At 68.9% G+C, this 22,340-nt stretch carries 21 protein-coding genes and 2 pseudogenes; 15 read left to right on the forward strand and 8 right to left on the reverse strand.

Translation table 11 applies throughout. From position 1 onward, the window contains the following. Positions 1-123: integrase core domain-containing protein (locus AB1K54_RS08845; RefSeq protein WP_371202544.1), on the forward strand; the 123-nt coding region annotated here is incomplete at its 5' end. A 442-nt stretch (positions 124-565) separates the two neighbouring features. On the opposite strand, the gene dnaA is transcribed toward AB1K54_RS08845, so the two are convergent. Beyond that, positions 566-1,999, reverse strand: coding sequence for a chromosomal replication initiator protein DnaA (gene dnaA / locus AB1K54_RS08850; protein ID WP_371202382.1), 1,434 nt, complete (start codon positions 1,997-1,999; stop codon positions 566-568). A 318-nt stretch (positions 2,000-2,317) separates the two neighbouring features. Here dnaA and rpmH point away from each other — a divergent pair, with 318 nt between their 5' ends. From rpmH to rsmG, 6 genes are read left to right on the forward strand one after another with little or no spacing between them, the layout of a single operon-like run. Further along, entirely contained in the window at positions 2,318-2,455 is a 138-nt protein-coding gene (gene rpmH / locus AB1K54_RS08855; RefSeq protein ID WP_026302947.1) for a 50S ribosomal protein L34, read from the forward strand. A 19-nt stretch (positions 2,456-2,474) separates the two neighbouring features. Continuing rightward, complete coding sequence (rnpA, locus tag AB1K54_RS08860) at positions 2,475-2,816, forward strand: ribonuclease P protein component (RefSeq protein ID WP_371202383.1); 342 nt, start codon at positions 2,475-2,477, stop codon at positions 2,814-2,816. Beyond that, positions 2,813-3,169 (forward strand): membrane protein insertion efficiency factor YidD, encoded by a 357-nt coding sequence (gene yidD, locus AB1K54_RS08865; protein ID WP_371202384.1) that lies wholly within the window; start codon positions 2,813-2,815, stop codon positions 3,167-3,169. Before rnpA ends, yidD begins: the two co-directional genes overlap by 4 nt. A gap of 3 nt (positions 3,170-3,172) precedes the next feature. After that, entirely contained in the window at positions 3,173-4,216 is a 1,044-nt protein-coding gene (yidC, locus tag AB1K54_RS08870; RefSeq protein ID WP_371202385.1) for a membrane protein insertase YidC, read from the forward strand. Between the two features lie 51 nt (positions 4,217-4,267). Further along, positions 4,268-4,786, forward strand: a complete 519-nt coding sequence (locus AB1K54_RS08875) for a protein jag (protein WP_371202386.1) — start codon at positions 4,268-4,270, stop codon at positions 4,784-4,786. Between the two features lie 39 nt (positions 4,787-4,825). Further along, positions 4,826-5,443 carry a 16S rRNA (guanine(527)-N(7))-methyltransferase RsmG gene (gene rsmG, locus AB1K54_RS08880; protein ID WP_371202387.1) on the forward strand — a complete coding sequence of 206 codons (618 nt, stop codon included), beginning with the start codon at positions 4,826-4,828 and terminating at the stop codon, positions 5,441-5,443. A 41-nt stretch (positions 5,444-5,484) separates the two neighbouring features. Here rsmG and AB1K54_RS08885 read toward each other — a convergent pair whose 3' ends face one another. After that, entirely contained in the window at positions 5,485-5,814 is a 330-nt protein-coding gene (locus AB1K54_RS08885; RefSeq protein ID WP_371202388.1) for a DUF6176 family protein, read from the reverse strand. 93 nt (positions 5,815-5,907) lie between these two features. Continuing rightward, positions 5,908-6,879, reverse strand: a pseudogene (locus AB1K54_RS08890) (DUF2332 domain-containing protein). Positions 6,880-8,351: 1,472 nt separating this feature from the next. On the opposite strand from AB1K54_RS08890, the gene AB1K54_RS08895 reads away from it, so the two are divergent. The 4 genes from AB1K54_RS08895 (at position 8,352) to AB1K54_RS08910 (ending at position 12,019) form a co-directional block, all read left to right on the forward strand. Further along, the gene (locus tag AB1K54_RS08895) at positions 8,352-8,660 is read left to right on the forward strand and encodes a GIY-YIG nuclease family protein (protein ID WP_371202389.1); all 309 of its coding nucleotides are present in this window, start codon (positions 8,352-8,354) and stop codon (positions 8,658-8,660) included. A gap of 899 nt (positions 8,661-9,559) precedes the next feature. Next, positions 9,560-10,531, forward strand: coding sequence for a ParA family protein (locus tag AB1K54_RS08900; RefSeq protein ID WP_371202390.1), 972 nt, complete (start codon positions 9,560-9,562; stop codon positions 10,529-10,531). Beyond that, complete coding sequence (locus tag AB1K54_RS08905; protein WP_371202391.1) at positions 10,531-11,547, forward strand: ParB/RepB/Spo0J family partition protein; 1,017 nt, start codon at positions 10,531-10,533, stop codon at positions 11,545-11,547. Before AB1K54_RS08900 ends, AB1K54_RS08905 begins: the two co-directional genes overlap by 1 nt. Positions 11,548-11,671: 124 nt before the next feature. Then, a complete protein-coding gene (locus tag AB1K54_RS08910) occupies positions 11,672-12,019 on the forward strand; it encodes a tryptophan synthase subunit alpha (protein ID WP_371202392.1) in 348 nt (115 codons plus the stop codon). A 130-nt stretch (positions 12,020-12,149) separates the two neighbouring features. Here the strand turns inward: AB1K54_RS08910 and trxA are convergent, their stop codons facing one another. From trxA to AB1K54_RS08930, 4 genes are all read right to left on the reverse strand, one after another. Beyond that, positions 12,150-12,473: a thioredoxin gene (gene trxA, locus AB1K54_RS08915; RefSeq protein WP_371202393.1), complete on the reverse strand. Its 324-nt coding sequence runs from the start codon at positions 12,471-12,473 to the stop codon at positions 12,150-12,152. Positions 12,474-12,569: 96 nt separating this feature from the next. Next, positions 12,570-13,556: a thioredoxin-disulfide reductase gene (gene trxB / locus AB1K54_RS08920; RefSeq protein WP_371202394.1), complete on the reverse strand. Its 987-nt coding sequence runs from the start codon at positions 13,554-13,556 to the stop codon at positions 12,570-12,572. Positions 13,557-13,808: 252 nt separating this feature from the next. Next, positions 13,809-15,410 (reverse strand): murein biosynthesis integral membrane protein MurJ, encoded by a 1,602-nt coding sequence (gene murJ, locus AB1K54_RS08925; RefSeq protein WP_371202395.1) that lies wholly within the window; start codon positions 15,408-15,410, stop codon positions 13,809-13,811. Next, on the reverse strand, positions 15,407-17,632 hold the full coding sequence (locus tag AB1K54_RS08930) for a DUF6049 family protein (RefSeq protein WP_371202396.1): 2,226 nt from the start codon (positions 17,630-17,632) through the stop codon (positions 15,407-15,409). The genes murJ and AB1K54_RS08930 overlap by 4 nt, the downstream gene beginning before the upstream one ends. Positions 17,633-17,778: 146 nt before the next feature. Here AB1K54_RS08930 and AB1K54_RS08935 point away from each other — a divergent pair. The 4 genes and pseudogenes from AB1K54_RS08935 (at position 17,779) to AB1K54_RS08950 (ending at position 21,734) form a co-directional block, all read left to right on the forward strand. Next, positions 17,779-19,324: pseudogene (locus AB1K54_RS08935) on the forward strand (methyltransferase). Positions 19,325-19,467: 143 nt separating this feature from the next. Beyond that, the gene (locus AB1K54_RS08940; protein WP_371202397.1) at positions 19,468-20,895 is read left to right on the forward strand and encodes a CCA tRNA nucleotidyltransferase; all 1,428 of its coding nucleotides are present in this window, start codon (positions 19,468-19,470) and stop codon (positions 20,893-20,895) included. After that, positions 20,874-21,470, forward strand: coding sequence for a VanZ family protein (locus AB1K54_RS08945; RefSeq protein WP_371202398.1), 597 nt, complete (start codon positions 20,874-20,876; stop codon positions 21,468-21,470). The genes AB1K54_RS08940 and AB1K54_RS08945 overlap by 22 nt, the downstream gene beginning before the upstream one ends. A 9-nt stretch (positions 21,471-21,479) precedes the next feature. Next, entirely contained in the window at positions 21,480-21,734 is a 255-nt protein-coding gene (locus AB1K54_RS08950) for a PLD nuclease N-terminal domain-containing protein (protein ID WP_371202399.1), read from the forward strand. 6 nt (positions 21,735-21,740) lie between these two features. Here the strand turns inward: AB1K54_RS08950 and AB1K54_RS08955 are convergent, their stop codons facing one another. Further along, positions 21,741-22,319, reverse strand: a complete 579-nt coding sequence (locus AB1K54_RS08955) for a hypothetical protein (RefSeq protein WP_371202400.1) — start codon at positions 22,317-22,319, stop codon at positions 21,741-21,743. Between the last annotated feature and the right edge of the window lie 21 nt (positions 22,320-22,340).

The following is a 22,340-nucleotide window of genomic DNA, read 5'->3' on the forward strand; positions in this document are numbered from 1 at the left end:
CAGCAGCGAGCCGCAAGCTACCCCGCCTGGCTGCACCACTACAATCACCATCGACCCCACACCGGCATCGGAGGCCAAGCACCCATCGACCGCGTCCACAACGTCAATGGGAAGAACAGCTAGTGCCCGACTGCTGTCCGCGAGTGGTTTGTGATTCGCGCGGAGCCCGGATCTCGAAGGTGATCGCATGAGCCAAGGTTCAAGGGAATTAACGTCATGGTGTTAACCGCTGTGGAAACTGTGGATAACTCGCGGCTGCCCAATCGGCACATGGGAACTACACGTCTGTGACTTGTGGACGGGCTGCGGAGAGCGCTGTCGCCTTGCAATCACCGGTGCCGGCATCGTGCGGCTGTCGTCCACAGGAAGGCGTCGGAAGTGCACAGACTTTGAGGGATCGTCCCGAGTTATCCACAAGTTTTCCACATGTGCAGAACGAGAATGATGGCCCGGCTCGCTGGGCGTGTCAAGGGACTCTTGCGGCATATTTCGGCGCGCGACAGGGCCACCACGCTCGCGAACGAAGGCGGTGCGTGCGAGAGCGCCGGGTCATCCGGCGGGGCGATCAGCGCGTGGCGCGACCGAGCTGCGCGGTGATCTCGGTGACCTGGTTGTAGATCGAGCGGCGCTCTTTCATGAGATCGCTGATCTTCTTGTAGGCGTACATCACCGTGGTGTGGTCACGGTTGCCGAACAGCTGCCCGATCTTGGGAAGCGAGAGACTCGTGCGCTCACGGCAGAGGTACATCGCGATCTGCCGCGCCGTCGCGACGGCCTGCGACCGGCTCGATCCGTAGAGGTCGTCGACGGTGAGCTTGAAGTAGTGCGCCGTGGCGTTGATGATGTCGGTCGGAGAGACCACGTTCGCGTCATCCTGATCGACGATGTCGCGAAGCACCGTCTGGGCGAGTGACATGTCGAGGGTCGAGCGGTTGAGGCTCGCGAACGCCGACACGCGGATGAGTGCGCCTTCGAGCTCGCGGATGTTCGAAGACACGACGGTGGCGATGTACTCCATGACGTCGTCGGGCACGAGAAGCCGCTCGCTCTGCGCCTTCTTGCGAAGGATCGCGATGCGCGTCTCGAGGTCGGGCGCCTGCACGTCGGTGATCAGGCCCCACTCGAACCGGCTGCGCATGCGGTCCTCGAAGCCGGTGAGGTGCTTGGGCGGCACATCGCTGGTGATCACGACCTGTTTGTCGTGGTCGTGCAGCGTGTTGAAGGTGTGGAAGAACGCCTCCTGCGTCTCGGCGCGCCCCTGCAGGAACTGGATGTCGTCGATCAGCAGGATGTCGACATCGCGGTACCGCGCCTGGAACGCCGACCCACGGTTGTTGGCGATCGAGTTGATGAAGTCGTTCGTGAATTCCTCGCTCGAGACGTACCGCACTCGGATGCCGGCGTAGAGGCTGAGCGCGTAGTCGCCGATCGCGTGCAAGAGGTGCGTCTTGCCCAGTCCCGAATCGCCGTAGATGAAGAGCGGGTTGTAGGCCTTCGCCGGCGCCTCGGCCACGGCGACCGCGGCCGCGTGCGCAAAGCGGTTCGACTGGCCGATGACGAAGTTGTCGAACGTGTACTTCGAGTTCAGTCGCGTGTCGCTGCGCGAGACGACGGATGCCGCATCCGGCATCTCATCGATGCGCGGCCTGGTCTGGGGCGATGCCTGCACGACCGTCTGCGGCGGGATCGGGGACTGCACCGGGATCGGGGCCGTCAGATGAGCGTCGGCGAGGTCTGGGTTCACGACCACCCGGAAGTTCGCCACCGACGGTTCGCCCACGCGGGCGATCGCCTCGAGGATCGAGGTGCGCAGGCGTTTGTTCAGCTGCGCCTGCGTCAGATCGTTCGGAACGTCGAGGTAGAGAGTTCCGGCCATCACGCCTTGGGCCACGGCGAGGTTGAGGAACCCCCACAGCTGGGGAGTCACACGGTCGTCGGCGGTGAGCTCGTCGAGCACAGCGCTCCAGACAGGAACATCTGGAACTTCGTGCGACGACATGGCCCCCCCGGGTGTTTGTCAGACGTCGCGGTGGGTCTGCGAGCCTGTGGATAACTGCCGGGACCACGGTAGTCACGTCACGCGGAAGGGGCAAACTCCACTGTAGTTCCGGCCCGCGTGTCACTGCGACGGGTCATCCCCAGGTTGGGGATAATGCCGCGCGCGCGTGCCCGGTTTGAGTTCTGGGGCGTCTCGACGTAGCCTTAATCGGTTGACTTATGCCTTCGAGGCAGTCCCTGTACGCCGTCTCCGGTTTCCACATGGCCAGTATGTCGCTGGTCGCCTGTCCGGTGACACACCGATCCGGAAGAGATCCCTATGAGCAAGCGCACGTTCCAGCCCAACAACCGCCGCCGCGCCAAGAAGCACGGCTTCCGCGCGCGCATGCACACGCGTGCCGGCCGTGCGATCCTCTCGGCGCGTCGCGCCAAGGGTCGCACCGAGCTCTCGGCCTGAGTCCAGGCCCGTACAAGCGGTGCTCGCGAGGCCGAACCGGATCACCCGTGGATCGGATTACAAGGCCGTCGTCCGTCGGGGCCGCCGTTGCGCCGCGGCCCATACCGTGAGCTATGTCTCCGGCGGTGCGGCCGCCGAGGCCGGCGCCGTCCGCTTCGGCTTCATCGTGAGCAAGCAGGTGGGTTCCGCCGTCGTCCGCAATACGGTTCGCCGTCGCCTCAAGGCCGTGTGCGCCGAAGCGCTCCCCGGTGTTCGTCCTGGGACGGACATCGTCATCCGGGCGCTCCCCAGTTCTGCGGGAGCCTCGTTCCGCGATCTGCGCGCCGAGGTCTCGCGGTGCCTGGCGCGGAGCGCGGCATGAGCGTCCTGCCCGCATACGCCCTCGGAGACGACCGGTTCGAGGCATCCGCCGCTCTCGCAGCGATTCCGCTGCTGCCCCGCAACGCGGCTCTCGCGCTGCTGCACGGCTATCGCGCTACCATTTCGCACACCTACGGCGATGTCTGCAAGTACTACCCGTCCTGTTCCGCGTATGCGGTCGGCGCTGTGCAACAGCACGGCGCGATCATCGGAACGGCTCTCACGGCTGCGCGGCTGGCCCGATGCCACCCGTGGGCGAAGGGCGGCGTCGACGACGTGCCGCTTCGCAAGAACTTCCGGTACGGCCTCACCCGTCGCGGTTTCGTCGTACCTGCTCCTCCTGGAAAGGACTGATCCGTGCCGGATCTCATCGGATTCATCCTGTGGCCGCTGAAGTGGCTCGTCGAACTCGTGCTCGTCGCGTGGCATTGGCTCTTCACGGCGGTCGGCTTTGCACCGGCCGAGGGCATCACGTGGGTGCTCGCGATCGTCGGGCTGGTGGTCGTCGTGCGCGCAGCGCTCATCCCTCTGTTCGTGCGGCAGATCAAGAGCCAGCGCAAGATGATGGAAATCGCCCCTGAACTGCGAAAAGTTCAAGAGAAGTACAAGGGCAAGAAGGATCAGCTCTCGCGCGAGGCCATGAGCCGCGAGACCATGGCGCTGTACAAGAAGCACGGCACGACACCGGTCTCGAGCTGTCTTCCGCTACTCGTGCAGATGCCGGTGTTCTTCTCGCTTTACAGCGTGCTGAGCTCGATCAAGCTGCACGCGGAGCAGGGGCTCGGCGGTGTCGGACTGCTCACTCCCGAGCTGACACAGGAGTTCTACAACGCGAGGCTCTTCGGCGTCGCGTCGCTGCACGAGACGCTCATCGACGCCTTCGACACTCAGAACATGCCGGCGATCATCATCCTGATCGTCTTGGTGGTGCTGATGATCGGCTCGCAGTTCTACACCCAGCTGCAGATCATCTCGAAGAACCTGTCGCCCGAGGCCAAGACCGGCCAGGCGTACCAGATGCAGCGCATCATGCTCTTCATCCTCCCGCTCGGCTTCATTTTCTCGGGCGTGTTCTTCCCGCTCGGCGTCGTCATCTACTGGTTCATCTCGAACCTCTGGACGATGGGCCAGCAGTTCCTGGTGATCCGCGAGATGCCGACCCCCGGATCGGACGCCGCCAAGGCACGCGAGGAGCGTCTGGCGCGCAAGGGGAAGGCCCTCGACGCCAAGGGCAAGGTCATCCCGATGGAGAAGTACCAGGCCGAGCAGCAGCGCCTTCTCGAAGAAGCCGAACGGGCCAAGGCCGCCGCCCCCAAGCGGCAGCAGCCGGTGAGCAAACAGCGCGCGAAGAAGCAGTCTCAGAAGGGCACGGGAACCCCGCCGACACCCGCCGGATCCTGAGCGTCGCCGCCACGACCCGCTGATCATCGCGTCATCCACCAGAGGAATTCCATGACCACCAGCACTCCCGCCCACACCGGTTCGGCATCGTACGATCGCGAGCCGGCCACCGTCGAGCAGCTCGAGCAGGAGGGCGACTACGCCGCGGACTTCATCGAAGGCCTGCTCGACATCGCCGACATCGAGGGCGATCTGGCGCTCGACGTACGCGCGGGCCGCGCCTATGTGTCGGTGGAGGCGGAGGATCCCGCCGCCGTCCGCACGTTGTCAGACCACGACACCGTCCAGGCCCTGCAAGAGCTCACGCGCATCGCGGTGCAGAACCGCACGGGCCGGTTCTCGCGCCTGATCCTCGATATCGGCGGCTCGCGAGACTCCCGCACGCACGAGCTGGGGCGCCTGGTCGACACGGCGATCACGCGTCTCGAGGACGGCGCATCGCAGGCGTCGCTGCCGTCGATGACCAGCTACGAGCGCAAGGTCGTGCATGATCTGGTGGCCGACCGGGGCTATGTGTCGGAGTCGTACGGTGAGGGTGCCGACCGTCACACGGTGATCCGTCGAGCCTGATCTTTCCAGTCGGCACGTGGCAGACACCCGGAGCAGTGGATGATTGAACCTGAACCCTCTGTCGCCGAAAAGCTCTTCGGCGATCGCATCGATGTCGCGCGGGCGTTCACCGAATCGCTGGCGACGCACGGCGAACAGCGGGGGCTGATCGGACCGCTCGAACTGCCGCGCCTGTGGTCGCGACACGTGCTCAACTGTGCGGTGATCGCGCCGTTGTTCTCAGGTCGAGTCGCTGACATCGGCTCGGGCGCGGGACTGCCCGGACTGGTGTTGGCCATCGCCCGGCCGGACGTCGAGTGGATCCTCATCGAGCCGATGGTGCGGCGCGTCGCGTGGCTGGAGGAGCAGGCGGTCGCGTTGGGGCTGTCGAACGTCGAGGTAGTGCGCGCGCGCGCCGAGGACTGGAGTCGAGGAGCGATCCTCGACGGGGTGACGGCTCGCGCGGTCAGCGCCCTTCGCATGCTCATCCCGCTGACGGCTCCTCTCGTGCGTGACGGCGGTGAGCTGATCCTGATGAAGGGCACGGCCGCGCCGAACGAGATCGAGGCGGCCCAGAAGCAGATCCGCCGCTTCAAGCTGAGCGACGTCCGCGTCGAGGTCGTCGGCGAGGGCGTGCTGGAAGAGCCCACTCGGGTGGTGCGCGCGACGGTTCGCTGAGGCGGGCTGTTTCACGTGAAACGCTGGGAGGGCCTGACTCTTCAGCGGGGGTCGGGGCGAAGATCGAGCACGATACGCGCGTCAGCCGATCCGGCGTCCGCGGCGCTCATGACGGCACGATGCTCGGAATCGATTGATCGAGGCGAGTCGTCGGCAATCCTCCGAGATCGCTCCACGTCGTCTGTCTGCATCGCGTAGACGAGGATCGGCCCGTCGCTGGTGTCGAGGATGATCGCCGTCTCGTGATCGATGCCTTCGGCGTGCAGGGATTGCAGCGCTTCATCACGCCGTGCGCCGTCGACCTCCGCCAACCACTCGAGCACCCGCGCACGATGGGTGGGATGGATGCGGCGCGCGAGGAGATGGATCACCCCACGACGCTATCCCGTCGGAACTCGGCTGTGACGATGACGATGACGAGACCGTGTGCGCAGTGTTTCACGTGAAACGGGCGCGGACCGGACTCATGACAGTCGCTCGAAGCTCTGCCCGAGGGGGCCGACGAGAGCGAAGGGCTCGCCGTCGCGGGCGAGGATCGTGCGACCCCGGATGTCTGCCGTGACTTTGTCAGCGACCCCAGGCAGGACGCCGGCACCTTCGTTGCTGACCCACGTGACGTTGCTCATCGACCGCATCAACTCGATGAACTCCGCGCGGTGCTCAGGTGTGAGGTTGACCAGGACCGAGCTGTGGAAGACGACCACGTGCGAACCGGCCGGCGCACGGCTGACGAGTGCGGGCATCTGCTCGACGATGTCGCCGGCGACGAGGTGCGGCGGGTGGGCGGTGACGATGGAGGCGGCTCGATGCAGGCGCTCTCGTCGTTGCCTGTGCTCCGGGCAGATGAGCGTCTCCAACCAAGTGAGGTGGTCTTCGTCGCGCAGATCGACGGGGTTCAGGTCGACGCCCGCGCGTCACGCGATCTCGGGGAGCTGCGCCGGAACACTGGCCGAGTCGATCCGGCAGGGCAGTTCCACCTCGCTGGGACCGGACCGGGGATGCAGGGTTGTCGTCGTGGCGTCACCTTCGGTGTAGTGATAGCTGCACTTGTCCGGGTACAGCACCAATCCCGCCGACGCGCCGGCCTCCACGAGCGCGAGCGGTCCGTCGAGCTGGGCGAGCAGGGGAACAACCACCGCGCACCGGCCGGCTTCGTTCGTCTGCGTGGACCGCGTCAGGATGATCGGCACCACTTCTGCCCAGTGGTCGAGCAGCCACGAACGGAACGTGCTGTAGGAACCCACGGGCGACCCGGCGAATCGGGCGGCCGCGAACACGAGATTCGGCTGACGCTTGATACCCGGTAACTGAGTGATCAGTCCCAGGACCGAGGGGTCGTCGGAAATCGCACTCGCCCATTCGTCGTACGTGCGAGAGACCCCCGCCGCTTCGATGTCGGCGAAGCGGCGGTAGGTGCGTGAGAGAGCGCGGTCCACGTCGCGACGATATCGTTCGCGGGTGTCGGCCCTGCGCGCCTCCCCCGACCGCGAATCGTCATGCAGACGTGGCGGCGGGGCCCGGCCAACCCGACGCTGGTCCGATACGAGCCGGGCGTCTCGAGACGGCGGCAACCGGTCGACGTCGCACTCCGCCGGCAGTTGCCGTATCGAGCTCGCTCCCCCCGGTGCTTACGCGCGCGCTGTGGGAATGTCAAGGTGACACCGCGCGGGAACCTCGCCGACGGCCGTTCGCTGGTCGGTCCCGGCCCTCCGCCGTGGCGGCCAACCCCGTGTTTCACGTGAAACGGCGGCAAAGGGGGCCGTCGGTGGGCCTCCATCGATACCCGGATCACGGCCGTCGCATCCGCCGGTCGGGCAGGCGACGCCCTCGCCGCAGACCCCATTCCCCGCGGTGTTCCACTCAGGCGCAGGACGCCCGCGCGGACTTCAATCACGGCGCACTGCTCCCGCCGGTCGAGTAGGCGGCTGCGCCGCCGTATCGAGACCATCCATCCGGTGTTTCACGTGAAACGGCGGTAACCGGAGTTCGCGTGCACCGCCGTGTTCAGCGACGCCGGGGCTTCGGCTCGCCCATCGAGTACGTGACGCACCCGCCCGCCCGCCGGTCGAGTAGGCGGCTGCGCCGCAGCCGCCTACTCGAGACCATCCACCGGTGTTTCACGTGAAACGGCGGCGGTAACCGGGTTTTGTGTGCGTCCGCCGTGTTCCGAGGCGACGGATGCTTCGACCCGCCGGTAGCGTACGCGACGCGGCCGCGTGCCCGCCGGTCGAGTAGGCGGCTGCGCCGCCGTATCGAGACCATCCATCCGGTGTTTCACGTGAAACGGCGGCGGTAACCGAGTTCTGTGTGCGTCCGCCGTGTTCCGAGGCGACGGATGCTTCGACCCGCCTGTAGCGTACGTGACGCAGCCGCCTGCCCGCCGGTCGAGTAGGCGGCCGTGCCGCCGTATCGAGACCATCCACCCGGTGTGTCACGAGAGGGCGAGCCGCCCCCCCCGCGCCGTAGTTCGTACGCAGGTTCGGGGTGCCGCAGGCTGATAGCGGTATGACTCCCCACGTTTCACGTGAAAAGGAGCAAGCCGGCTTCCTCAACGTGCGTCTCGCGTATGCCTGGAGCGCGGTCCTCATCCCGCTGGTCGAAGAGACGACGAAACCGCTGTATCGAGACCGTCGCCCGCTTCGCGCGGAAATGGCAACGAGCCCGCCGAGATCCCGCCATCCCGATGGCCCACTCAACCTCTCCGCGAATCTCAGCGCCCGGGCAGGGCCTGGGGTGAAGAGGTGATTCAACGTTCCTGTCAAGTACGTCGACTCGGCGAACTGGCGAACTGGGGAACGCGCGACGACAAGACACCGACCCATCCTCCCCAGGAGCGGATTCGTGCCGGTCATGCACAGACTGCCCGAGTCTGGAGGACACCGTTCGTCCGTGAGAGCAGTCTCTTCGCATGGGCTACATGTACATACTCGAGTGCGCGGACCGCAGTCTCTATGTTGGGAGCACGCGCGACCTGGAGCATCGGCTCGCGCAACACCAGGAAGGTGAAGGTGCGGAGTACACGCGTCGGCGGAGGCCAGTACGCCTGCTCTACTTCGAACAGTTCGCTCGCATCGCCGATGCGTACCTTCGAGAGAAGCAGATTCAGAACTGGAGTCGAGCCAAGCGTCTCGCGCTGGTCCACGAGCGCGCGCACGAGCTGCCGGGATTGAGCAAGAAGAGCTTCAAGCCGAGTGCGGAAGGAGCGCGCGAGGAGTGAGGTGTATCGCGTGATGGAGACGGCCCGGTCCCGGTGACCTTCGGCGAGCGATCGTGCGACGTTCAGAGAGAGCACCGGCCAGGAACCGTGGGTAGCGACGTTCGCGCGGATTCTCGAGGGCGCCTGACTTGCGACTGAGAAGCTTTACCAGTCGTTGTTTGGCGCGAGAGTGTCGGTGCGCGCCGTAGCGGCCGCCTTCGGACGTGCCTCGGACATGGTGACGTAACGCCACGGCACCAGCCAGAAGGTGGTGGCGCCGGTGTTGGGGAGACAAGCTTCGAGGATTACGTGTTTCGACCGGAGTGTAGGTGAGGGACCCGATATCGCGGTGGGGTCGCCCGCTTGGCCGGTGGGGTGGTGGGTGGGAGGGCTGCGGGCGTTGCGGCAGTGGCTGGTGTGGGTTTCACGTGAAACGTTGGGGTTGGTCTCGATACGGCGGCTGCGCCGCCTACTCGACCGGCGGGGGTCGGGGGGTCTGCGAGGTCGCGAAGGTGTAGCGGTGCTCGCGGGTGGTCTCGATACGGCGGCTGCGCGGGCTACTCGACCGGCGGGGTGGGGTGCGGGGTTTGCGGCAGCGGGTGGTGTGGGTTTCACGTGAAACGTTGGGGTTGGTCTCGATACGGCGGCTGGGCCGCCTACTCGACCGGCGGGGTGGGGTGCGGGGTTTTGCGGAGCGGGTGGTGTGGGTTTCACGTGAAACGTTGGGGTTGGTCTCGATACGGCGGCTGCGCCGCCTACTCGACCGGCGGGGCGGGGGTGCTCGCGGGGTGGTCTCGACATGGCGGCGGCGGCGACTCGACCGGCGGGGATGTGCCGGGTGAGAACCCCGAACTGAAGCGCGGTCGGTGCCGCGTCCAAGCGGTTGGTGTCGACGGGGGTGACTAGAGTAGACAGCGGCTATGTACGAGCGCGACGAAGAGGTGTTTCACGTGAAACAGCCCGAGAACACCGGAGGCGCGACATCCTTCTCGCTCGACGATGACGACACCCCGCTAGCCCGCGAGCTCGCCGATCTGACGGCCCGCCGACGCGCGCTCGAGGAGATCAGCCTCGACCTGAACGGCACGACCCGGGTGCTCACCGTGTCCAACCAGAAGGGCGGCGTCGGCAAGACGACGACCGCCGTGAACCTCGCCGCGGCGCTCGCCTCACTGGGCGCGCGCGTGCTCGTGATCGACCTCGACCCGCAGGGCAACGCATCGACGGCGCTCAACGTTCCGCACACCGCCGAGATCCCGAGCGTCTACGACGTGCTGATCGACGACTTTCCGCTCGCCGACATCGTGCAGACCAGCCCCGAGTCGCCGAATCTGCTGTGCGCGCCGAGCACCATCCACCTCGCGGGCGCCGAGATCGAGCTCGTGTCGCAAGTGGCGCGTGAGCACCGTCTCAAGACTGCACTCAGCACCTACCTCGCCGACCTCGACGAACGACTCGACTTCGTGCTGATCGACTGCCCGCCGTCGCTTGGACTGCTGACGATCAACGCGTTCACGGCAGCCACCGAGGTGCTCATACCGATCCAGTGCGAGTACTACGCACTCGAAGGTCTGAGCCAGCTGCTGGGCACGGTGCGCATGATCCAGAAGCACCTCAACCCGAGGCTGCAGCTGTCGACAATCCTGCTCACGATGTACGACGCCCGCACACGCCTCGCGCAGCAGGTCGCCGATGAGGTGCGGGAGCACTTTCCGAACGAGGTTCTCGAGACGGTCATCCCGCGGTCGGTGCGCGTGTCGGAGGCCCCGAGCTTCAGCCAGACGGTCATCGCCTACGATGGGCAGTCCGCAGGCGCAGTGGCATACCGCGAAGCGGCGGTTGAGTTGGTGCGGCGATCTGCCGCGCCCGCGGTGAGCGAGGGAGGCTCCTGATGGCGAAGCGCACTGGTCTGGGTCGGGGAATCGGAGCACTCATTCCAACGAGCGAGCCGGCGGAGGAGCGTCCCTCGGACGTCTTCTTCCCCCGGGTCGTCACTGACGAAGAGGTGGCTGCGGCCACCGAGACAGAGCCCGAAACAGACATAGAGACAGAGACGAGCACAAGCCAAGGCACCGAGCCCGGGCCTCAGCTCGTCGCGGTGCCCGGTGCGCGTCTCGTGCACATCGACCCGCAGTCGATCGTGCCGAACCCCCGCCAGCCGCGCACCCACTTCGACGCCGACGACCTCGCCGAGCTCGTGCACAGCGTCCGCGAGTTCGGCGTGCTGCAGCCCGTCGTCGTGCGTGACAAGGGCGACGGAACCTATGAGCTCATCATGGGCGAGCGTCGCACACGGGCTGCGCGCGAGGCGGGGCTCGACGAGATCCCCGCGGTCATCCGCGACACCGCCGACGAGCACCTGCTGCGCGACGCCCTGCTCGAGAACCTGCACCGATCCGAGCTCAACCCGCTCGAGGAGGCATCCGCCTACCAGCAGCTGCTCGAGGATTTCGGCATCACGCAGGAAGAGCTCGCCACCCGCATCGGACGGTCGCGTCCGCAGATCAGCAACACGATCCGCCTGCTGAAGCTGCCCGTTCCCGTGCAGCAGCGAGTCGCGGCGGGCGTTCTCACGGCGGGGCACGCCCGCGCGATCCTGTCGCTGGACACCCCCGAGGCGATGCAGCGACTCGCTGACAAGATCGTCAACGAGGATCTCTCGGTGCGAGGTGCCGAAGCGGCCGCGAAGGGAACGGATGCGCCGGGAAGGCGCATCCCGAAGCCCCAGGCCGGCTCGCGACGGGCGCACCTCGACGAGGTCGCCGACCGTCTCGGGGACCGGCTCAACACCCGCGTGAGGGTCGCTCTGGGTGCAAGAAAAGGCCAGATCAACATTGATTTCGCGAGCATCCAGGATCTGAATCGAATCCTGGGGGAACTCGGCGAGTCGGGCTACGGCCAGGGCTGAGCCGGACCGTACCCGGCCCTCGCCTCGCGCTGTATCCGGGCGCACTCCCGCTCACCGGTCGAGGACTCCACCGAGCGCGCGCCGCACGGGCGCGCGGTGGGCGAGAGGCGTTTACCCTTGAGTGGTGACAACGCACGAGTACACCCCGAGGCGCCGGGCCAGCCTCGAACTGCTGCGCGCTGAGGCGGCCGACGAACTGTCGGTGCTCGTGCACGAGAGACTGCGCGCGGGTGAAGACCCGTGGGAGTTCATGGAGGACCTTCCGACCGTCGACGAGCTGGTCGTGCTGATCCTGCGGGCCGACAACATCGCCGCCAACGGGGGGTCCCGACCCAACGCCGCACGCAACTACCGGGTGCTGCGTCAGATCGCGCTCGACTATCCGCCGCTGACTCGCGCAGTGTGGCGTCTGCTCGGCGAGAACGAGAAGCACCGCCGCTGGGATGCGACGGTGCGCGTCGACGCGTCCTGACCGAAAGCGGGGGACGAGGCATCCGTCACCTGCACACCCCCGCACACGAAGAACCCCGCACGAAGAACCCGCACGAACAAGCCCCGGCCCGCGTGAGATGCGGACCGGGGCTGATTCACAGACGAGGGGCTCAGCCGATGAAAGCGGCCAGATCCTGCTCGAGCGCGAACTTCGGCTTGGCGCCGATGATGGTCGTCTTGACCTCGCCGCCCTGGAACACCTTCATCGCCGGGATCGACGTGATCTGGTACTTCATCGCCAGGTCGGGGTTCTCGTCGACGTTGAGCTTGAGGATCGTGATCTTGTCGGGATTCTCGGACTGGATCTCGTCCAGCACCGGCGCCACCATGCGGCACGGTCCGCACCATGCGGCCCAGAAGTCCACGAGCACCGGGCCCTCGGCCTGAAGAACGTCCTGCTCCCACGTCGCCGACGTCGTCGCCTTGGCGGTCATATCTACTCCTTCGATCGGAAGTCTGTCGTGTGCTGGAACGCATCCACGCTACGGATTGTTCCTGAGCGGGCGCGGGGGGTTGCGCGGGGTGTGCGGCTACGCCGCGTCGGCGTCGGGCAGTTCGTCGATCTCTGAGACGGATGCCGCGGGCGCGCCTGCTTCGCCGAGCGCGGCGAGGTAGTGCTCGACGTCGAGTGCGGCCACCGTGCCGCTGCCGGCCGCGGTGACCGCCTGGCGATACGTCGGGTCGATCACGTCGCCTGCCGCGAAGACCCCGGGGACCGACGTGCGCGAGGTGCGCCCGTCGACCCGGACCGTGCCCTCGGGCGTGAGGTCGAGCTTGCCGTGCACGAGGTGCGTGCGCGGGTCGTTGCCGATCGCGACGAACACGCCCTCGAGGGGGAGTTCGCGCGTCGAGCCGTCGACCGTGTCACGGAGCACGGCGCCGGTGACGGCATCCTCTCCGAGAATGTCGATGATCTCGCTGTTCCAGACGAACTCGATCTTGTCGTTCTTGAAAGCGCGCTCCTGCATGATCTTCGATGCGCGCAGCTCGCCGCGGCGGTGGATCACGTACACCTTCGAGGCGAACTTCGTGAGGAACGTCGCCTCTTCCATCGCCGAGTCGCCGCCGCCGACGACGGCGATCACGCGCTCGCGGAAGAAGAACCCGTCGCAGGTCGCGCAGTACGACACGCCGCGACCCGACAGCCGCGTCTCGCCCTCGATGCCGATCTTGCGGGGCGCCGATCCGGTGGCGAACACCAGACTGTCGCCCTCGACGACCTTGCCGCTGCCGAGCGTGACGCGCTTGACCGGGCCGTCGATGTCGAGTTCGACCGCGTCGTCGTACAGCACCTCGGCGCCGAAGCGCTCCGCCTGCTGCTGCATCTTGCTCATCAGGTCGGGCCCCTGGATGCCCTCGGGGAAGCCCGGGAAGTTCTCGACCTCGGTCGTGTTCATGAGCTCGCCGCCTGCTTCGACCGAGCTGGCCACGACGAGCGGTGCGAGATTCGCGCGCGCCGCATAGATGGCGGCGGTGTAGCCCGCCGGACCCGATCCGATGATGATGACCTGACGCACGAGCGCCCCCTTCACTGACTCCGAGTGCTCCAACACATCGTAACCGCGGGGCATTCCTGAGCCCTGCGCGATTGCCGAGGAGTGAAAGAACGGATGCCGCGCCGCGGCGGGTACCGGAGGCCTGCGGCAGTCGTCTCGCCTGGCCTGCGGCTCGCTGAGCGACCCGCGGTGGTTTCGAGCGACCCGCGAGGCTCAGGAACGACCCGCGAGGCTCAGGAACGACCCGCGAGGCTCAGGAACGACCCGCGAGGCTCAGGAACGGCCCGCGGGGAGGAAGCGGCGAAGCAGCGCGAAGACGGGTGCGAGCTCGGGGGTGCGCAGGAGCACCAGCACGGGGAAGTACACCGCCACGGCGACAGCCCCGATGATCACCGTTCCGACCGCGCCGAGCAGCTGCGACGACACCGTCCATCCGTCGATCCCGCCGAGGAGCAGGAACACGCCCCACCCGGCGGCGCCCGCGGGGATCGCCGCGATCACGAAGCGCGCGAGCGACAGCATCCAGGTCCGCACGCGCAGCGCGCCCACCGTGCGACGCAGCAGGATCGTCGCGAGCACGACCTGCACGAGGATCGAGAACGACTGACCCAGGGCGACGCCCGCTGCGCGCAGCTCGGGCGGGAGGGCGAGCGCCGCCAGCGCGAGAGCGGCGGCGATCCCCGCCTGCACCAGGGTGAACACGAACGGCGTACGCGTGTCGTTGTAGGCGTAGAACGTGCGCTGCACCGTGAACAGGACGCCGATCGGGATGAGTCCGGCGAGGTAGCAGACAAGCACGAGCGCCATGCTGATCGCCTGGTCGTGCGAGGTCGTGAACACGCGCGAGACCGGCACCGATGCCGCCACCAGCGCGGCGGTCGACAGCACGATGAGCAGAGAGATCACCCGTACGCTCGTCGACACGTCACGGGGAACCTCGGTGAACCGGCCCGCGGCGACGTTCCCGCTGAGCTGGGTGAAGTAGGGCGTACCGATGGAGAGGGCGATGATCGAGTAGGGGAGGATGAAGATGAGGCTCGCATTGCCCGCGATTATCTGAGCGGGGGCCTCGACCGCGGACGCCGTCGCGAGGATGCTCGACTGCACGATCGCGGCGAGCTGGGTGACGAGCACCATGAGGAACGTCCAGCCCGCGAGCCGGCCGATCTGTCCGAGTCCCATGCCCTTCCAGCGGAAGTCCGCGCGCAGCCGCAGACCGGTGCGCCGCCAGAACACCAGCAGCACGACGGTCTGCAGCACGATGCCGAGCGTCGAACTCGCGCCGATCGTCGCGGTCATGGCGGGAGTCCATGCCAAGGGGGACTTCTGCCCCGAGCCGAACAGCGCGATGAAGAGGCCGAAGCCGGCGATCGACACGATGTTGTTGACGATCGGCGCCCACGTGAACGGGCCGAAGATGCGCCGTGCGTTGAGCGTCTCGCCGACGAGCGCGTAGATGCCGTAGAAGAAGATCTGCGGCAGGCACCAGTACGCGAACGTCGTCGCGAGCGCCGTCTGCGAGGGAGTGAACTCGTTCGCGTACAGGTCGACCAGCAGCGGCGCGCACAGGACGGCGACGGCGGTGACAGCGAGGAGGATCACGGTGCCCAGCGTGAACAGCTTCGAGATGAACGCGCCGCCCCCGTCGGGGGCGCGACTGGCCGAGACGATCTGCGGCACGATGACCGCCGTGAGGATGCCGGTCGACACGATCATGTAGATGCTGCTGGGCAGCTGGTTGGCGACGGCGAACGCGTCGGCTGACGCCGCCGCGCCGATCGCGGTCACCAGCAGCACCGAGCGCAGAAGCCCGGTCGCGCGAGAGACCATGGTCCCCGCGGCGATCATGACGCTCGCCCGCCCGATGCCGCTCATCGCGTGGACTCGGCAGGTCCGGGGGCCGAATCGTCGGTCGCGGAGGATTCGTCGGTCGCGGCATCCGCCTGTGCGGCCTTCGCCCTGCGGAGGCGGCGGATGGTGCGCACGACGCCGAAGGCGAGCAGCGCCACCACGATCGTTCCGAGCGCGATCGTGCCGATGGTCTCCCAGTCGGCGCGCACGTGCACCTCGGCGTACTGCGTCGCGCCGATGGGCTCGAACGTGCGGCTGCGCAGCTGCAGCTCGATCGTGACCTCGCCGCTGGCGACGCGCGCCTGAACGGGCACGTCGACGCGCGTATTGCTCGACGGGCCGGCGGTGACCTCGGTGGCCTCCTGCACGTCCAGCCGCAGGTCGTCGGGCGTCGCGTAGAGCATGACGTGGACGGGGTAGGGAAGCTCGTTGCGCACCCACACCGGCACGCCCGCGTCGTACGCGATGAGCTGGATCGTGCTCGGCTGCAGCATCCCGACTGAGTCCAGGGTGGCTGTCGTCGCCTCGGCGTTCGCCGCCATCGCCGCGCCCCATGCGCCCTCGTCGGCGAGCCATGCGAGGCCCAGCAGCTGCAGGGTGTCTGCCCGCTGCGGACCGGTCAGCAGGCTCGGGTCGTCGAGGATCGTCGCGAACCGCGACACGCTCGCCTCACCGGACGACAGGGCGGATGCCGCTGCCACGCGCGCCTCGTCGGCGGCGACGTCGGCGACCTGGACCGGCTGCGGCGCGGCGCCGACGATCGCCTCCAGCGTCGCCTCGACCGCTCCCGGGGCGTGGGTGGCCGCGTTGATCGCCGCGCGCAGTGCGACGCGGGAGCGCGCATCGGCGCGATCGACGGTGACGAGCAGCGGCGCACCGGCGGCGTCGGCGGTGGCGAACGAGAGGAAGGCGGTGGCCGCGGTGAGCGGGGCACCCCGCTCGCCCACCCCGTCGACGGTGGAGGCCGTGCGCAGCGCCGCGCTCGCATCGGCGTCGTACACGAGCACGTCGGCGTCGGCGGCGCGGGCGCGGGCCGGCACCGTGGCGCCGGTGCGTCCGGCCGTGGTGGTGCGCGAGTCGACGAGCGTGAGTGCGGGCTCTTCGGGGGTGCCGCCCTCGACGAGTCCGGCGACGACGTTCGCGCCGGCGGTGCCCGTCGCCGGCCAGAACACGTTCGCGCGGCTCGCCTCGACGTCGAGCAGCTCCTCGAGGGTCGGATACACGGGCGCGTTCGGGTCGACTGTCGCGGTGGGCGACGGCGAGGGGGTGACGGGGGCAGGAGACGCTGTGGCCGAACCCGGCGGGAAGTCCGCCGCCGCCAGGTACGCGCCCAGCGACGTCGGCGCGAGCAGCTTCGCGAAGCCGGCGTTGACCTGGGTGGCAGCATCCGCGTCGCCGAACTGCAGCGCAAAACGCTCGTTCGTCAGGGCCGACAGCCGCTCGAGCCACGCCGTCGCCGTGCTCGGCGCGGACGCGCCGAGCACGCGGATCGCCGCGACGACCGCGGGGTCGACGGCGAGGATGGCCGAGGTGCCGTCGACGCCGTCGAGCAGGTTCGTGAGGGACCCGGTCGGGCCCGTGAGCTCGGCGAGCTCGTCCGACGTGAGAAGGCCCTCGCCGAGCGCGGGGGCGGTGATCGGCACCACCACACCGACGCCGACCGGGGTGGCGGCGTCGTTCGGCACGATCATGACGCTCGTGGAGGCGACCGTGCCCGCGGGACCGTCGTAGGTCGCCAGCAGCGGGTAGACCCCGGGGCCCCGCGCGGAGAGAGCGGGGCTGTCGGCGGGCACCACGATCGCGACGGTCTGGATGCCGTCGGGTTCGACGCTCTCGAACGCCGCCTGCGCGACGGGCTGGGTGGTCACTCCGCCGACATCGCCCGCGAGCCAGGCGCGCAGCGCCGCGCGATCGCCGATCGCGCCGTCGCCGATCGCCAGGGTCGCCGTCGACGCGGGCAGCTCCGCAGGCGTCTCGTTGCGCACCGACGCCGACACGGTGAGCGCGTCGCCCGCCCGCACGATGCCGTTGCCGACGGGCGCGAGCGTGAGCACGGCCAGTCCCGAGCGCGTGGGCGTGGGGGAAGGGCTGGGGGTCGGGGAGGCAGCGGCCGCGGCATCCGGAGCCAGCGGCGCCAGCGCGCCCGCGACGACAGCGCCGACGATCGCGAGCGCGGCGAACAGGCCGGCGATCCGGCGGCGCGCGCGCGACTCGGGGCGTCGCGGGGCAGGGGTGGTCACGGTCATGCTGGTGGTTTCGCTCGTGTGCGATTCACGACCGCACGATCTGGTGCGATTCTACGGTCCCGATCTGGGCGGCGCGGGCGCGGCGGGCCGGGCGCCGCAGACGGCCGGCGGGCGTGGGCCGGTGGCCGTGCGGGCGGGCGGGGCGATTGAATGGAACCGTGACACCGGACGCCGACCTCTGCCGTGCCCTCGCCGACGATCTGCGCGCGGCGGGTTTCACGTCCGAGTCGGTGCGCGGCGCGTGGGGCGCGACCGCCGACGACGCGGTCGTGCGGGGCCTGCGCGGGCCGGCGCTGCAGGCGATCGCCGGCCGTGAGGACGCCGTCGCGGTTCTCGCACGGCTGTTCGTGCTGGGGATGCCCCAGCCCGCCGAGCTCGTCGCCCGCGCGCTCCCGCGCCTGGGGGTCGACGGGCTCGTGGCGCTGTCGCTTGCCGAGGTCGTCCGCGCCGGCGACGCAGCGGCGACCGTGCGACCGCTCGCGCTGATCCGGCCGCAGTCGTTCGGCGACGCCTCCGGCGACACCGAGTGGTGGGTCGCGAGCGATCTGGACGAGGCCGCGGTGGGCGGGCCGCTCCCCGAGGACCACGTGCTCGGGGTGGGCGGCGCCTCGCTCACCCTCGCCGCGCTGCAGCTGCCCACTCCGGCCGGGCGCGGGCTGGACGTCGGGACGGGCTGCGGCATCCAGTCCCTGCGGGCCCGGCGTGCGGTCTCGCACGTCGTCGCGACCGACATCTCGGCGCGCGCCCTCGGCTTCACGCGACTGAACGCGCTCATCAACGGGATCGACGGCATCCAGACGCGCGCCGGGTCGCTCTTCGATCCGGTCGCCGGCGAGGAGTTCGATCGGATCGTCTCGAACCCTCCGTTCGTCATCACCCCGCGCCGCGACGACGTGCCCGAGTACGAGTACCGCGACGGGGGAATGGTGGGCGACGCGCTCGTCGAGGCCTTCCTCACGGGTGTCGGGGCGCATCTCGCCCCCGGCGGGGTCGCGCAGCTGCTCGGCAACTGGGAGACGCGCGACGGCGTCGACGGACTCGAGCGGGTGCGGGCGTGGGTCTCGGCGTCGGAGGTTCCCCTCGACGCGTGGGTCGTCGAACGCGAGGCGCTCGATCCGCTCGCGTATGCCGAACTGTGGGTGCGCGACGGCGGGACCGTGCCCGGAACCCCCGCCTTCGCGCGGCTCGTCGGCGCCTGGCTCGACGACTTCGCCGCGCGCGGGGTGAGCGAGATCGGCTTCGGGTACGTGCTGCTGCGCCGCCCGCTCGCGGGGGCTCCGACGCTCGCCCGGTACGAGCAGGTGCCCAGCGCCCTGGCCGACCAGAGCGGGCTGGGCGCGCACCTGGCCGCGGCGCTCGCCGCCCACGATCGGTGTGCGATGCTCGACGATGCGGGGGTCGAGGCATCCGTGCTTCTGGTCGCACCCGATGTGACCGAGGCGCGCCACCACCTGCCAGGCCACGAGCACCCCACGGTCATCGAGCTGCGCCAGGGCGGCGGCTTCGCGCGGGCGCTGTCGGTCGACCCGGCTCTGGCCGCACTCGTCGGCGCGTGCGACGGCGAGCTGCCCGGTGGGGGTGCTCATCGACGCGATCGCGCAACTGCTCGAGGTCGACGCGGCCGCGCTGCGCGCGGATCTGCTCCCGCGCTTGCGCGAACTGGTGTTCACGGGGTTCCTCGCGTTCGCGTGAGCGGCGCGGTTGCCGCGAGTGCTGCACTTCGGTGCGGCTGCGGTGCATCGAAGTGCAGCACTCGCACGAAAGCGCCGCACTCGCCGCCGCGAAGGCCGGGCACGCGACGGATGCCGCCTCCCGCCGCTCGGTAGGCTCGAAGCATGCTCAACATGGCCGAGGGCGTCGCGCGCCTCGGCGCGCTCGCCGAGTCCCCCGTCGTCGACACGCTGGCGCGCACGTTCCAAGACGCCGGGTTCGAGTTGGCGATCGTCGGCGGTCCGGTGCGCGATGCGCTGCTGGGCCGCGCGGTCAACGACCTCGACTTCACCACCGATGCCCGGCCCGACGACATCCTGCGGATCGTGAAGCCGGTGAGCACCGCGCAGTGGGACATCGGGCGCGCGTTCGGCACCATCGGCGCCCGGGTCCAGGGCGAGCAGGTCGAGATCACGACGTTCCGCGCCGACAGCTACGACGGCGTCACCCGCAAGCCGACGGTCGAGTTCGGCGACACGCTCGAGGGTGACCTCGTGCGCCGTGACTTCACGGTCAACGCGATGGCGCTGCGTGTGCCGGGGCGCACCCTCGTCGACCCGACGGGCGGCGTCGAAGACCTCGTCGCCGGGCGGCTCAAGACCCCCGCAGACCCCGCGGTGAGCTTCGGCGACGATCCGCTGCGCATGCTCCGCGCCGCGCGGTTCGCCGCGCAGCTCGGCTTCGGGATCGACCCCTCGACCGAAGCGGCGATCGCCGCGCTGCGCGCCACGCTCGAGATCGTCAGCCCCGAGCGGGTGCAGGGCGAGCTGGTGAAGCTGTTGCAGACGGATGACCCGGTGCGAGGCATCCGGATCCTCGTCGAGACCGGGCTGATCGACGAGTTCCTCCCCGAGATCCCCGCGCTCAGGCTCGAGGTCGACGAGCACCACCACCACAAGGACGTCTACGAGCACTCGCTCACGGTGCTGCGCCAGGCGATCGAGCTGGAGCGGACGCGGCATCCGGATGCCGCCCCCGATGTGCCGCTGCGTCTTGCCGCCCTGCTGCACGACATCGGCAAGCCCGCGACCCGCAAGCTCGAGCCGGGCGGCGGAGTGACGTTCTACCACCACGACCTCAAGGGCGCGCGGATGGCGCGCAAGCGCCTGCAGGCGCTGCGGTTCGACACCGACACGATCGGCGTGGTGGCGCGGCTGATCGAACTGCACCTGCGGTTCTTCGGGTACAGCGACGGCGTCTGGACCGACTCGGCGGTGCGTCGGTACGTGCGCGACGCCGGCGCCGAGCTCGAACGGCTGCACATCCTCACGCGCGCGGACGTCACGACCCGGAACGTCCGCAAGGCGAAGCGGCTCGCAGCCGCCTACGACGACATCGAACGGCGCATCACCGAGCTGGCGGCGCAGGAGCAGCTCGACGCGATGCGCCCCGAGCTCGACGGCAACCGGATTCAAGAGGTGCTGGGCCTCAAGCCCGGGCGCGAGGTCGGCGAGGCGTACCGGTTCCTGCTCGATGTGCGGCTCGACGAGGGGCTGATCGGTGCGGATGCCGCCGAGCAGCGCCTGCGGGAATGGTGGGCCGCCCGCGGCTGAGGGAGCGGCCGTTCACTCGGGGCACGCACACCCTGCTGGTCGCTCTCTTCGTCGTCTACCTCGCGCTGCTGACATGGATCGTGCTGTGGAAGCTGGCCGTGCCGTGGGTGGGCGCGGCGGCATTTCTGCCGCATCCGATCAAGCTGATCCCGTTCGTTCCGGATGCCGAGGCCGGCGCCAGCTCGCCCGTCGAGGTCGCGATCAACTTCGCGATCTTCGTGCCCTTCGGGCTGTTCCTCGGGGTGCTCGCCCCGTCGTGGCGGTGGTTCGCGGCGGCGGGAGTGATCGCCGGGTCGAGTCTGGTCTTCGAGACCCTTCAGCCGCTGCTGTCGATCGGCAGCTTCGACACGACCGACATCATCGTCAACACGGCCGGCGGGCTCGCCGGGCTGGCGCTGCTCGCGCTCATCCGCGGTCGGCTCGGCGCCGGAACGGCCGTCGTGATGACGCGGGTGCTGCTCATCGGCACGATCGTCGCCGTCGTGCTCGCCGCCGCCTTCTTCGCGTCACCGCTGCGGTACGAGCCGCAGCATGACGTGGTGGTACCCCGACCGTCGGCCACCGCGGCGTTCTAGGGTGAAGGCATGGACGAGAACCCCCTGATCCCTGCGACGTACGACATCGCATGGTCGTCGGTGACGGTCGTGTTCCTCGTGCTGTTGGTCATCGCGCTGGTCTCACTCGCGCGGTCGGCCCGCAGGCTCGCCGCCGGTCAGGCAGTGGCCTGGACCCTGGTCGTGCTGCTGGTGCCCGCGGCGGGGCCGCTTGCATGGCTTTCGATCGGCCGCCGCGCGCGTATGCCGGCGGAAGGCACAGCGGGGGCGGCATCCCCCCGCTGACACGCCTCAGCCCGAGACCGGCATGACGGCGCCCGACACCTCGACGGTGATCGGCACGTCGGACCGGCCCATCGCCTGGCCGATGAGGTGTGCGACATACTCCTCGGTGACTCCGGGCGGAAGCTCGACGATCCCGAAGTGAAGCCCTGACCCGTCGTTGCGCACGTGCCCCATCGCGAGCTGCACGCCGGGCACGGCGCCGGGCGCCATCGCGGCGAGCACGAGGTCATGCAACTCGCCCGGCGAGAAGTCGGCGGGCTGCACGATCACATCGAGACCGTCGGGCGCCGACGCGATGAGCGTGTCGAGCAGCGCGCTGCGCGGCCCGTACCACGTGATGGTGACGGCCGGCCCGTCGATCGCCACGGCGCCGAACGACGGGTCGCCGTGCAGCGCCCGGTCGAGCTCGTTCACCCACTGCATCGTCTCGAGGTCGAGCGGTGGCAGCGCGAGGTCCTCGCCGTTGCGCTCGAGCTGTTCCCGGATTTCAGAAGGCGCGGCCGGCGCAGACGAGCACCCCGTGACGGATGCCGCGGCCCAGCAGCCGAGCAGCATCGCCGTCGTCCACCCGCTCGTCGTGCGCAACAGTCCTCCTCGAACGTTCTC

It is taken from the genome of Microbacterium sp. BWT-B31 (assembly GCF_041379855.1).
Classification (GTDB): domain Bacteria; phylum Actinomycetota; class Actinomycetes; order Actinomycetales; family Microbacteriaceae; genus Microbacterium.